Raw genomic sequence first — 12,562 nt, 5'->3', positions numbered from 1 at the left:
TCGCCGACCCTCGGGGCTGGGCAGATTCGGCGAGTACGGCGGGCGCTTCGTTCCGGAGTCGCTCGTGCCGGCCTGTGCCGACGTCGAGCGCGCCTTCACGCAGGCCTGGGAGGATCCGCAGTTCCGGGGCGAACTGAACCGCCTGCTCTCCGTCTACGTCGGCCGGCCGACGCCGCTGACGCCCGCGACGCGACTCTCCGCCGAGTTGGGCATCGACCTGCTGCTCAAGCGGGAGGATCTCACCCACACCGGCTCTCACAAGATCAACAATGTGCTGGGTCAGGCGCTGCTGGCACGGCGGATGGGCAAGCGGCGACTGATCGCCGAGACCGGCGCGGGCCAGCACGGCGTGGCCACCGCCACCGCCGGGGCGCTGCTCGGCATGCCCACCACCGTCCTCATGGGCGAGAAGGACACCGAACGGCAGCAGCTCAACGTCTTCCGGATGAAGATGCTGGGTGCCGAGGTGGTGCCGGTGACCTCCGGCAGCCGCACCCTCAAGGACGCGTGCAGCGAGGCTCTGCGGCACTGGGTCACCTGCGTCGACGACGCCTACTACTGCCTCGGCTCGGTGATGGGCCCGCACCCGTACCCGTGGATGGTCCGCCAGTTCCAGCGGGTCATCGGCGACGAGGCCCGCGCGCAGTGCGCGGCCGACCTCCTCACCGGCACGCCCGACTACGTCGTGGCCTGCGTCGGCGGCGGGTCCAACGCCGCCGGCACGTTCGCCGGCTTCGTCGACACACCGGCCCGGTTGGTCGGCGTCGAGGCGGCCGGTGGCGCCGCCATCAGCGCCGGCACCCCCGGTGTGCTGCACGGCTTCCGCTCCCTGGTGCTCCAGGACGAGCACGGGCAGATCAGCGAGGCCCACTCGATCGCCGCGGGTCTGGACTACCCGGGTGTCGGGCCGGAGCACGCGCACCTGGCCGACTCGGGCCGGGCCAGCTACGTGACGGTGGACGACGCCGAGGTGGTGGCCGCCACCCACCGGCTGGCCCGCGCCGAGGGCATCCTCTGCGCGCTGGAATCCGCCCACGCGGTCGCCTGGGTGATCCGCGCCGCCAGCGATGGCACGATCCCCCCGGGTTCGACGGTGCTGCTCACCCTCTCCGGTCGGGGCGACAAGGACATGGCGAGCCTGATGGAGCTGTCGTGAACGCACTGGAAACCCGGGCCCGCGCGGCCAAGGCCGCCGGCCGCAAACTGCTCGTGCCGTACGTGACCGGCGGCGTCACCGAAAACTGGACCGACCTGTTGCGGGCCGCCGTGGACGCCGGCGCCGACACCATCGAGATCGGCCTCCCGTTCTCCGACCCCACCCTGGACGGACCCGTCGTGCAGGAGTCGTCGTACCGGGCCCTGCAGCGGGGCACCACCACCCGGCGGATCCTCGACGAGGTCGCCCGGCTGGCGCTGCCCATACCGCTTGTCGCGTTCACCTATGCCAACCTGGTCCTGCACGACGGCGCGGACCGGTTCTGTGCCGCGCTCGCCGATGCCGGGATGGGCGGCCTGATCGTGCCGGACCTGCCCGTCGACGAGGTGGAGCCGGTCGCCGCCGCGGCGGAAACCCTGCTCGACCTCGTGTTGCTCGCCTCCCCGGTGACCGCGCCGCAGCGCCGCGACGAGATCGCCAGGCGCAGCCGGGGCTTCGTCTACGCGGTCAGTGTCATGGCGACCACCGGCGAGCAGTCGACGGTGGGCGCGGCCGCCGAGCGGTTGGTGACGTCGCTGCGCCAGGCCACGGATCTGCCCGTGGTCCTCGGCTTCGGGATCTCCGGTCCGCGGCAGGCGGCCGAGGCCGCCGGGTACGCCGACGGGGTCGTGGTGGGCTCGGCGCTCATGCGTCGGGTGCTCGACGGGGCCTCGGCGGCGGAACTCGGTGATTTCCTGGCGCAGCTCCGGACGGCGCTGGACGAGACCGGCCGGTGAACTCTTAAGATTCTTTGAAGTTCTGCCGCTCGGCTTGGTGGCTGACAAACAGGCTTACTAACCTCATCCCGTCCGGATCATCCCCAGCCTTACGATCCGGGCAAATGCCCCCTGAGGAAGGTTGCCCACGCCAATGAGGTTGTCTCGCCGTACCCTGCTCGGCACCGCGGTGGCCGGCACCGCCGTCTCCGTCGCCGGAGTCTCGTTCGACGCCTACGCGGCCGCACCCGCCGTGGCGGCGGTCAGCCCTCCCGGCGACGTCGTCGGAAAGGTCACCGTCGGCTACCAGGGTTGGTTCACCGGGGCCGGCGACGGGAGCCCGCTGGCGGGCTGGTGGCACTACGGCCAGGACTGGCAGAAGACCCCCTCGCCGGTCAACGAGGCCCTCAAGTCGTGGCCGGACGTGCGCGACTACGACCGGGTCTACAAGACCGGATACCAGAACCTGGGCAACGGGCAGCCGGCCTCGCTGTTCTCGTCCTACGACCAGCAGACGGTGGACACCCACTTCCGCTGGATGCAGGAGAACGGGCTGGACACCGCCGCCCTGCAGCGCTTCAACCCGGTCGGCGGGGAGGGCCCGATCCGCGACGCCGTCACGATCAAGGTGCGCAACGCCGCCGAGCGGTTCGGGCGCAAGTTCTACATCATGTACGACGTCAGCGGCTGGACGACCATGCAGCAGCAGATCAAGGACGACTGGGTCAACAAGATGAAGGCGTACGCGACCTCCCCGGCGTACGCGAGGCAGAACGGCAAACCGGTCGTCGGCATCTGGGGTTTCGGCTTCAACGACGAGAACCACCCGTGGAGCGCCGCGGTCTGCCTCGATGTGATCACCTGGTTCAAGGCACAGGGCGTGTACGTCATGGGCGGCACGCCCACGCACTGGCGCACCAGCGACGGAACGCAGGACTCGCGGGCGGGATTCGCCGAGGTCTACCACGCGTACGACATGATCTCGCCCTGGATGGTGGGCCGGATCGGCGACCAGGCCGGGTCGGACTGGTTCTACACCAACGTCACGGTGCCCGACGTGCGGGACTGCGTGGCGCACGGCATCGACTACCAGCCGTGCGTGTTGCCCGGTGACCTCCAGGAGCGGCAGCGCGCCCACGGCGACTTCATGTGGCGACAGTTCTACAACGTGATCCGTGCGGGCGCTCCGGCGATCTACGTCTCGATGTTCGACGAGTACAACGAGGGCAACCAGATCGCCAAGACCGCGGAGAGCGCGGCGTTCGTTCCGGTCGGCTCGAAGTTCCTGGCGTTGGACGAGGACGGCACGGCGTGCTCGGCGGACTACTACCTGCGGCTTGCCGGTGACGGTGGCCGGATGCTCAAGGGCGCGATCGCGTTGACCGCCAACCGGCCGACCGCCCCGGTGGTCGGTGCGACTCCGCCCACCACCGCGGCCGTCGGCGTCCGCTCCCGCGCCAACGGTCGGTTCGTGGGCGGCTCACCGTTGGTCGCCTCGCTGACCTCCGCGTCGGAGAAGTTCACAGTCGTCGACGCCGGCGGTGGCCTCGTGGCCCTCAGGTCCACCAGGACCGGCAAGTACGTCTGCGCCGAGCAGGCCGGCGCGGCGGCGCTGGTGGCCGACCGGGACGTCGTCGGCGGTTGGGAGACGTTCACCCGGGTGGCGAACCCGGACGGCAGTGTCAGTTTCCGCAGCAGCGCGAACGGCAGGTACGTCTGCGCGGACAACGCCGGCACCGACCCGTTGATCGCGAATCGCGCGGCGGTCGGGCCGTGGGAGTCCTTCGACCTCGTGTAGTCGTACCGTGACGCGCTGCGCCGACCTCGCCTGCTCGCCGCCCATCATCCGATGTATACGGCGTTGAAGCGCCGCCAGCGGGCTCTTCTCCGCTGTCGGGCCGCCTCGGTGCACTGCCGACCTCCAGCGGAAGCCTGCCGGCGGGTAGGCAGCCCCTGCTGATCTCGTCATTGATCGATCGTTGCCTATCGCGTGATGCCGGAGTAACCTTCGCGAAACACATCAGATGTCTGGCTGACTCGGGCCCGGCACCGGCCTGCTCCACAAGGGCCTGGTCGGCAGGCGAAGCGGACCCATCTCGGTTACCACAGTTGTCACGCATCGGGGTGGCCGGATCGGTCACCGTTTGGAGGATCGATGTCAGACCTGACCCGACGCCAAGCCCTCAAGATCGGTGCGGCCGGTGCGGGCGGTGCCCTCCTGCCGCTGCCCTGGACGGCCGTAGCGAAGGCGGGCTCGGTGGCGCCGCCGCAGGTGCTGGCCGCCAATGACCTCGCGCTCTGGTACGACGAGTCCGCCGGCACCGACTGGCTGCGGGCGTTGCCGATCGGCAACGGCCGGCTCGGCGCCATGGTCTTCGGCAACGTCGACACGGAACGACTCCAGCTCAACGAGGACACCGTCTGGGCCGGTGGGCCGCACGACCCCAGCAACCCCCGGGGCGCGGGAGCGCTCGCGGAGATCCGGCGGCTGGTCAACGCGAACCAGTGGACCCAGGCCCAGGATCTGATCAACCAGACCATGATGGGCAACCCCGGCGGCCAGCTGGCCTACCAGACCGTCGGCAACCTCCGGCTCGCCTTCGGCTCGGCCAGCGGCGCCTCTCAGTACAACCGGACGCTGGACCTCACCACCGCCACCGCCACGACGACGTACGTGCTCAACGGCGTCCGGCACCAGCGGGAGGTGTTCGCCAGCGCGCCGGACCAGGTCATCGCGATCCGGCTGACCGCCGACCGGACCGGCTCGATCAGCTTCACCGCCACCTTCGACAGCCCGCAGCGCACCTCGGTGTCCAGCCCGGACGGCACCACGATCGGGCTCGACGGCATCTCCGGAAACATGGAGGGCGTCACCGGCGCGGTCCGCTTCCTCGCGCTGGCCAACGCGACGGTCACCGGCGGCAGCGTGTCCAGCTCCGGCGGCACCCTGCGGGTGACGAACGCCAACAGCGTGACCCTGCTGGTTTCCATCGGCTCCAGCTACGTCAACTACCGCAACGTCGGCGGCGACTACCAGGGCATCGCCCGGCAGCGTCTCACCGCCGCGCGGGCCAGCAGCTACGACCAGCTGCGCAGCCGGCACGTGGCCGACTACCAGGCGCTGTTCGGCCGGGTCAGCCTGGACCTGGGCCGCACCTCCGCGGCCGACCAGACGACGGATGTCCGGATCGCCCAGCACAACAGCGTCAACGACCCGCAGTTCTCCGCGCTGCTGTTCCAGTTCGGGCGCTACCTGCTGATCTCGTCCTCGCGGCCCGGCACGCAGCCGGCCAACCTTCAGGGCATCTGGAACGACTCGCTGAGCCCATCCTGGGACTCGAAGTACACGATCAACGCCAACCTGCCGATGAACTACTGGCCGGCCAACACCACGAACCTGGCCGAGTGCCACAACCCGGTCTTCGACCTGGTCAGAGACCTCGCCGTCACCGGCACGCGGACCGCCCAGGTGCAGTACGGCGCCGCCAGTGGCTGGGTCACCCACCACAACACCGACGCGTGGCGGGCCACCGCGGTGGTGGACGGCGCGTTCTGGGGCATGTGGCAGACCGGTGGCGCCTGGCTGTCCACGTTGATCTGGGACCACTACCTGTTCAACGGCGACATCGAGTTCCTGCGGACGAACTACCCGGCCATGAAGGGCGCGGCGCAGTTCTTCCTCAACACCCTGGTGACCGAGCCGACCCTCGGTTACCTGGTGACCAACCCGTCGAACTCGCCGGAGCTCAGCCACCACGCGAACGCCAGCGTGTGCGCCGGCCCCACGATGGACAACCAGATCCTGCGGGACCTGTTCGACGCGTGCGCCCGCGCGAGCGAGATCCTCGACGTGGACAGCACCTTCCGGGCCCAGGTTCGCGCCACCCGGGACCGCCTCCCACCCATGAAGATCGGCTCGCGCGGCAACATCATGGAGTGGCTCTACGACTGGGTGGAGACCGAGCCCAACCACCGGCACATCTCGCACCTGTACGGGCTGGCCCCCAGCAACCAGATCACCAAGCGCGGCACCCCGCAGCTGTTCGAGGCCGCCCGGCGGACCCTGGCGCTGCGCGGTGACGACGGGACGGGCTGGTCGCTGGCCTGGAAAATCAACTTCTGGGCGCGGATGGAGGAGGGCAAGCGGGCGCACGACCTGATCCGCTACCTCGCCACCACCGCACGGCTCGCGCCCAACATGTTCGACCTGCACCCGCCGTTCCAGATCGACGGCAACTTCGGCGCCACCGCCGGCATCGCCGAGATGCTGTTGCAGAGCCACGCCGGCGAGCTGCACCTCCTGCCCGCGCTGCCGCCGGCCTGGCCCAGTGGGCGGGTCGCCGGACTGCGGGGTCGGGGCGGGCACACTGTCGACATCACCTGGAGCAGCGGGCAGGCCACCGAGATCCTCGTCCGACCCGACCGTGCCGGCACCGTCCGCCTGCGCGCCCGGATCCTCACCGGCACCGTCACCGTCGTCGACACCGCCGACGGTACGGCGGCCCGGGTCACCCGGATCGAGTCCGACCTGATCGAGGTCACCGTGCAGGCCGGGCGCACCTACCGGGTCACCAGCACGGGCGTCGCCCTACCGACGCTGGAGCAGAGCTTCAGCAACGTCGGCATCAGCAGCGACAGCAACACCAACGTCGCGAACATCGACGGTGGCGGGGCGTCGCTCTCGGCGCAGGCCCTGGCCGCTGCCGGTGCCAGCCCGGGCGGCACGGTGAGCCGCAACGGGGTCAACTTCCGGTGGCCCAACGTCGGCTCGGGTGCCGCCGACAACGCCATCGCCTCCGGGCAGACGATCAGCGTGACCGGCACGGGCCGGACCCTCGGCTTCCTCCTGACCGGCACCTACGGCGCCCCGTCGGGCACCGGCACGGTGGTCTACGCCGACGGAACCCGCCAGACGTTCACGCTGAGCACGCCCGACTGGTACGGCGGGCCGAGTTCGGCGGGCACCGCGGCCATCGTGTCGGCGTACCAGAACCGGCCCAACAACCAGCGGCAGAACACCGCCGCCTGCATCTACTACGTGGGTGTCACGTTGCAGAGCAAGGCGGTCGCCTCGGTCGTGTTGCCCAACATCAGCGCCCGGCCGGCGACGAACGTGTCGACCATGCACATCTTCGCCATCGCCATCGGCGGCTGACCGCAACGGACTCCGCTCGGGGGAGTGCGGCCGGGTCCGTCCCAACCGGGGACGGGCCCGGCCGCGGCTTTCGGTGCTGTGGCGGCTCCCGAGCAGGCCGGTAGGTCGCGGCGTCAGGGCACGATCGCGTAGAGCCGGTCACTCGGGTCGACGACGACGTTGAGTCGCGCCCCGACGGCCAGGGCGGGGTCTTCCTTGCAGCGCGAGGTGGACTCGAACGACTCGAACCCGGGCCCGCTGATCAGCAGGTCCAGCTCGACGCCGCTCTCCTCGCCCAGCGAGGTGGGCCGGGAAGCGACGATCTCGGCGGTGGCGGCCACCCCGACCGCTTCCAGCCGGCGCAGATCCCGCCGGGCCCGCTCACGCGACCGTGACTCGCGCCGGACCAGCCGGACGCAGGAGACCGTGACCCCGACCCCGGCGACCCCCAGGATCAGACGGTTCAGGGTGGGCTCGCCAGTCGCGAGGAAGATCGCCGCGACCACCATGGACGGGCCGATCAGCAGCAGCGGGAAGGCCAGGAGCCCGAGCGTCAGTCGCAGGAATCCGCCGGAGGGGAGATCCGCCTGACGCGGACCGGCGCCGTCGCCCGTCCCGGTCAGCGCGCTGCGTCCGGGAGCGTATCCCCGTGGCACCATGGGCATGGTCCCACCGTAACCGGGCTCCCCGACCACCGCGAGGGTCCATTTCCTTCGTGCCGCGTCCCGGGCCGGGCCCGGCGTGTCACCGGACCCGGCCACCGTTCGTGCCCGTGGCGCTAGCGGATGCGCTCACCCCGGCTCTCGACCCGGAAGTAGTCGAACGCGACGTCGAGGTCGGTGGAGGTGCCGGCCCGGTTGAAGGCCAACAGCCCGGCCTTCGTCGTCTCGACGTTCAAGGTCGTGGAGCCGATGTAGCGGTAGACGCTCCCGTCGCGGGAGTAGTAGGCGCGGTAGCTGTCGCCGATCTTGGTGAGTCGGAGCCAGATGGCGCCGTCGGCCCCGACGATGCGCTGGGCGTCCGCGCCGGTGATCTCCACCGTCGACGTCGCGCCGTTCTGCTCGCGCAGCAGGACGAGCCGGGCCTTGTTGACGGCCGCGGTCGCGTTGCCCATCTCCCAGGCGAGCTTCACGTAGTTGTCGTCGTCGGCGTACCCGATGACACCGCCCTGTTCGTTGTTGGTGGCCAGCGGGCGGGAGAAGACGATCCTGGATTCCGCGGTCCAGTCACCGTCGACGTCCTGCACGGCCAGGTTCTTCGCGGTGTTGGTGCTGCCCTGTAGGTCGCCCTGCTGGGCGGTGATGACAAGCGACCCGTCGGCCAGACGCCACCGGCTGTCGTCGGGGCGTACCCACTGCCACTGGGAGCCGAGGGCGGCCGAGCCGAACTCGTCGCTGCCGGTGCTCGTGGTGTTCAGGTCCACCGTGTAGACCGACGTCGCCCCGCCGTTCGTGACGGTGACCCGGGCCTGCCCGGTGGCGCTGCCCGCCTGCTCGACGGCGACGGTGGCGGCCGGGTCGGCGGCCCTGGCGGTGACCGTCGGCACGGCCGTGGTGCCGGCCGGCGTGAGGGCGTTGTAGTGCAGCACCGACGGTGCGAAGGAGGCCAGTGGCTTACCGTCGACGCGCAGGCTCGTCAGCGTCGTGTCGGGCACCAGGTTGAAGACGTAGTTCTTCACGAGCGGGCCGAAGAAGCTCTCCGTCGTGACCTTGACGACCGCCTGCCCGGGGACGCTCGCCGCCTGGGACACGATCTGGTAGCGCGCCTTGCGGTCGGCCGTCCGCACCTTCGTGATGGTGGGGGAGCCGCCGGCGCTAACCGGGATGGTGTACGACGCGTCGGACAGGTTGAAGCCGCCGAACTCCCTGCCGTTCACCACGATCTTGGCCGAGAGGGGCGCGTCGTCGACCGGGATGGCCCGGCCGCTGAACTCCTTCCAGTAGTTCACCGACGTGTCCCGCCAGTCGGCGGCGTCCGTCTCGTGCACGGCCAACTTGGCGCGGACCTCGGCGAACCGCCGTGCGTCGACGTCGGCCTGGAGGGTCTCCCAGGTCTCCCGCATCCAGGTCACGTACTGCACGCCCATCTGGTAGCGGTAGACCAGCTCGTCCCAGAACGGTCGGCCGCTGTCCATCCGATGGCCCCACGGCACGTGGTGGAACCACATCAGCAGGTTCTCCGGCACCGAGTCGATGTCGCCGTAGCGCCGCTGGAGCCGGGGGAAGTACTGGGCGGCGAGATTGCTGCCGATGGGGGAGCGGTCGTAGCCGAGGCCGACGGTGTCGGCCTGGTTGTAGTAGACCGGGCTCCAGTCGTCGCGACCCGCCCAGTCGGCCGGGTCGGGCCGGTAGTGGGCGCCCTCGGCGAACTGGTGGCCGATGCCCAGCGGCGTCTGGTAGCTCACCAGCGCCTCCCACGACCCCATCATCATCTTCCGGATGGTGTCGACGACACGCCTGTCGTTGCTCCAGGTCATCCGGACCCAGTCGGTCGCGATGTCGGTCGAGTCGAGCGTCCAGTTCCATGCCTGCCGGCCGAAGGCGAACAGGTTCGCCTGGGCGAAGTGGTGCCCGGTCAGGTTGTCGGCGTTGCCGAGATTGGCGACCCCCACGATGGCGGTGTCCGGATGGTGCTGGGCGCTCCCGTCGACGATGTCGCCGACGAGTCGTTTCTTGAGCAGCTTCCCGTTCGCGTCGGTCGCGTACGTGTCAGTCTTGAGGATCTCCTCGTACATCGGGCCGAGGTAGGTCAGCATCCAGTTCTGGCCCGTGTACTCCTGGGTGATCTGGAGCTCCAGGGCCTGGTTGGTGTTCTCCATCCGGCCGAACATCGGGTGGATGGGCTCCCGGGCCTGGAAGTCCAGCGGCCCGTTCTTGGTCTGCAGGAACACGTTGTCGGCGAAGCGCCCTCTGCTGCCGTCGGGTTGGACCTCGTCGTCGATCGGCCCGAACTCCAGGTAGGCCCGCTTGAGCCGGTCGTTGTCGACCTCGGCGTTGTAGACGAACGTCCGCCAGTGCACTGTCATCCCGAGTGGCGCGACCGCCGCGCCGATGGCGTTGGCGCCGTCGCCGTGGTCGTACCCGAAGTCCTGTGGCCCCGGCTGGCCCTCCGAGTTGGCCTTCACGGTGAAGCCCATGAAGTCCGGGATGGCGGCCTGGATCTGCTGCGCCCGGCGCTGCCACCAGCCCCGGAAGTCGGTGCCGTACGGGTCGAGTTGGCTGTTGGTCAGCGTGTCCGGTGCGAACCGGGTGTCCGTGGGGGCGGTGTAGCGGATCGACAGCCCAAGCGTGATGCCGTACGGACGCAGCGCGTCGGCGAGGGCCGCCTCCTGCGCGATCCGGGCGCTCGTCAGGTACGCGTTGTCGGCGTTGACGTTGTTGATGGTGATGCCGTTGATGCCCAGCGACGCCAACGCGCGGGCCACGACGACGTAGCGGTCGAGGATGACGGGCAGGTTCTTGTCGGCACTCGCCCCGGTCGCCGCGAAGTTGAAGATCGCACCGCTCTCCCCGTTCAACCCGCCCAGGCCGGAGGCGTTGTTGCCGGCGTAGAGGCGCTCGGTCTCCCAGTTGTTCAGCAGCCGATGCTTGATCTTCGGCGACTCCGCGACCCGGAGGTGGTCGATGGGTTTCTGCGTCTGCAGCAGCCGCAGGAACGCGTAGGTCCCGTAGAGGGCGCCGAGGTCGGTGTTGCCGGCGATGACGGTGAACCGGTCCCTGCCGCTAGACAGCGAGCGGACGAGGTAGCCCTCGTCGCCGATCCTGGCCAGGTCGCGGGCCGGGATGAGGCGGCGCACCAGCGGCGAGCTGGCCGGCGTGCCCACCACGACCGCGCCATCGGGGACCCGGTCGCCGCTGACCTCCGTCACGGGTGCCGCCCGGTCGAGGAGCCCGCCCAGGCCGCGCACCAGCTCGTCGCGGGCCGCGCCGAGCGTGGTCTCGGCCAGCTTCTCGGTGGAGCCGGGCGCCATGGCGAGGTCGGCCGTGTGCCGGTGGACCCGGGTGGCGTCGGCGTTCTCGACCACGATCGACGTGGCGGTGCGGCGGTAGTCGCGCAGCAGCTTCGCGTCGCTGACCGGCACGTATCGCAACCACAGGTCGGAGCCGCTGTAGTCGTCCGGCGACTCGGCCGCGGTGGCGGGCGTGGTGGCGACGGCGAGGGTGGCCGCGACCGTGGCGAGCGCCGTGCCGAGCACGATGAGAACTCGCCGCAGCCTGGGCACCGGACCTCGGTTCATTGCCTTCTCCTCTGTTGTCCGATGGGGACGTCGATCGGGACGGCGTACGGACGCAGTGATGCGGATGAATGGGAGGTGCGCCGATCGTGTCCGGGGTGTCGCGGGCTGGGCAAGGAGTTGTCGTTTCTTGTCGCGCGTGCCCTCACCACAGGTGCGCCGCCGGGTTGGGCGTCGGCCGCTGCCGTACCCAGGGCGATCGGGCCCGACCCGGGCTCGGATTGCGGGGGGCCGTGGAGTGGCGCACCACAAGGCGTACCGGGAGGACCATCGGTCGACCGGTGTGCCCGGGTGCCCCCTCGATCATCGTGAGCAGGTGTCGGGTCGCGGCCGAGCCCTCCGCGTACAGCGGTGCCGCGACAGTGGTCAGCCCGGGTGTGACGATGTCGGCCGCGACGATGTTGTCGAAACCCACGATGCTGACGTCGCCCGGAATGTCGACGCCCCGCTGACCGAGACCGCGGATGAGGCCGATCGCCATCTGGTCGTTGAAGGCGAGGACGGCGGTTGCCGGCCGGGCGCACAGCTCCTCGGCGGCCCGCTCGCCGCCGGCGATGGTCGGGCTGAAGGGGCCGATCTGGCGTACCTTGATCTCCAGCTCCATGCCGGCCTCCAGCAGCGACCGCCAGCGGATGCCGTTGGGCCAGGAGGCCTCCGGCCCGGCGACGTACGTGATGTGGTCGTGCCCCAGCTCACCGAGGTGTTCGACGGCCCGCCGCACCCCCCGGGGGTTGTCCGTGACGACGCAGGGCACGTCGGCGATGGCGCGGTTGAGGACCACCACCGGCCGCTGCTTGGCGAACATCCGGATGGCCGAGTCGGACATCCGGCTGCTGGCCAGCACGATGCCGTCGACAGTCGACATGGTGCGTTCGATCGCCGCCCGTTCCAGCCGGTCGGACTCCTGGGCGTCGATCAGCACTGTGGTGTATTCGCTGTCGGTCGCCGCCTCCTGCGCACCGCGCACGATCTCGGCGTACACCGGGTTGGTGATGTCGGCGATGACCAGCGCGATCATGTGCGTGCGGGCGGTGCCGAGGGTGCGCGCCAGGGGGTTGGTCCGATAGCCCAGCCGCTCCGCGACCTGCCGGACCCGCTCGGCGGTCTCCGAGTTGACGCGGCTCGGCCTGGAGAAGGCGCGGGACACCGTGGACGGTGAGACGTCGGCTGCGCTCGCGACGTCGTAGATCGTGACCCTCTTGTCGGGCGGCCTGCTGTGGTCGGGCATCTGCATGCTCCTCCCGGCTACGCGCCGTGATCATGGTATGACGGCGGTGCGGACT

7 protein-coding genes are annotated in these 12,562 nt (G+C 70.2%); 4 read left to right on the top strand and 3 right to left on the bottom strand.

What is annotated here, in order from left to right:
- The first annotated feature begins 16 nt into the window (after positions 1–16).
- The 4 genes from trpB (at position 17) to AB0B57_RS35270 (ending at position 7,066) form a co-directional block, all read left to right on the top strand.
- A complete protein-coding gene (trpB, locus tag AB0B57_RS35285) occupies positions 17–1,156 on the top strand; it encodes a tryptophan synthase subunit beta (protein WP_357080356.1) in 1,140 nt (379 codons plus the stop codon).
- Positions 1,153–1,932 (top strand): tryptophan synthase subunit alpha, encoded by a 780-nt coding sequence (trpA, locus tag AB0B57_RS35280; protein WP_357080292.1) that lies wholly within the window; start codon positions 1,153–1,155, stop codon positions 1,930–1,932. The genes trpB and trpA overlap by 4 nt, the downstream gene beginning before the upstream one ends.
- 133 nt (positions 1,933–2,065) lie before the next feature.
- On the top strand, positions 2,066–3,709 hold the full coding sequence (locus AB0B57_RS35275; RefSeq protein WP_357080290.1) for a lectin: 1,644 nt from the start codon (positions 2,066–2,068) through the stop codon (positions 3,707–3,709).
- Positions 3,710–4,066: 357 nt separating this feature from the next.
- Positions 4,067–7,066, top strand: a complete 3,000-nt coding sequence (locus AB0B57_RS35270; protein ID WP_357080287.1) for a glycoside hydrolase family 95 protein — start codon at positions 4,067–4,069, stop codon at positions 7,064–7,066.
- A gap of 113 nt (positions 7,067–7,179) precedes the next feature.
- Here AB0B57_RS35270 and AB0B57_RS35265 read toward each other — a convergent pair whose 3' ends face one another.
- The 3 genes from AB0B57_RS35265 to AB0B57_RS35255 form a co-directional block, all read right to left on the bottom strand.
- Positions 7,180–7,710 (bottom strand): hypothetical protein, encoded by a 531-nt coding sequence (locus AB0B57_RS35265; protein ID WP_357080284.1) that lies wholly within the window; start codon positions 7,708–7,710, stop codon positions 7,180–7,182.
- A 113-nt stretch (positions 7,711–7,823) separates the two neighbouring features.
- The gene (locus tag AB0B57_RS35260) at positions 7,824–11,282 is read right to left on the bottom strand and encodes an alpha-glucuronidase family glycosyl hydrolase (RefSeq protein ID WP_357080281.1); all 3,459 of its coding nucleotides are present in this window, start codon (positions 11,280–11,282) and stop codon (positions 7,824–7,826) included.
- 142 nt (positions 11,283–11,424) lie between these two features.
- Entirely contained in the window at positions 11,425–12,507 is a 1,083-nt protein-coding gene (locus tag AB0B57_RS35255) for a LacI family DNA-binding transcriptional regulator (protein WP_357080278.1), read from the bottom strand.
- Between the last annotated feature and the right edge of the window lie 55 nt (positions 12,508–12,562).

Origin of the sequence: Micromonospora sp. NPDC049101, from assembly GCF_040648675.1 — a bacterium.
Taxonomy (GTDB): Bacteria; Actinomycetota; Actinomycetes; order Mycobacteriales; family Micromonosporaceae; genus Micromonospora.
Note: the sequence above shows the minus strand (reverse complement) of the source record. Positions and strands in the feature narration are given on the sequence as shown.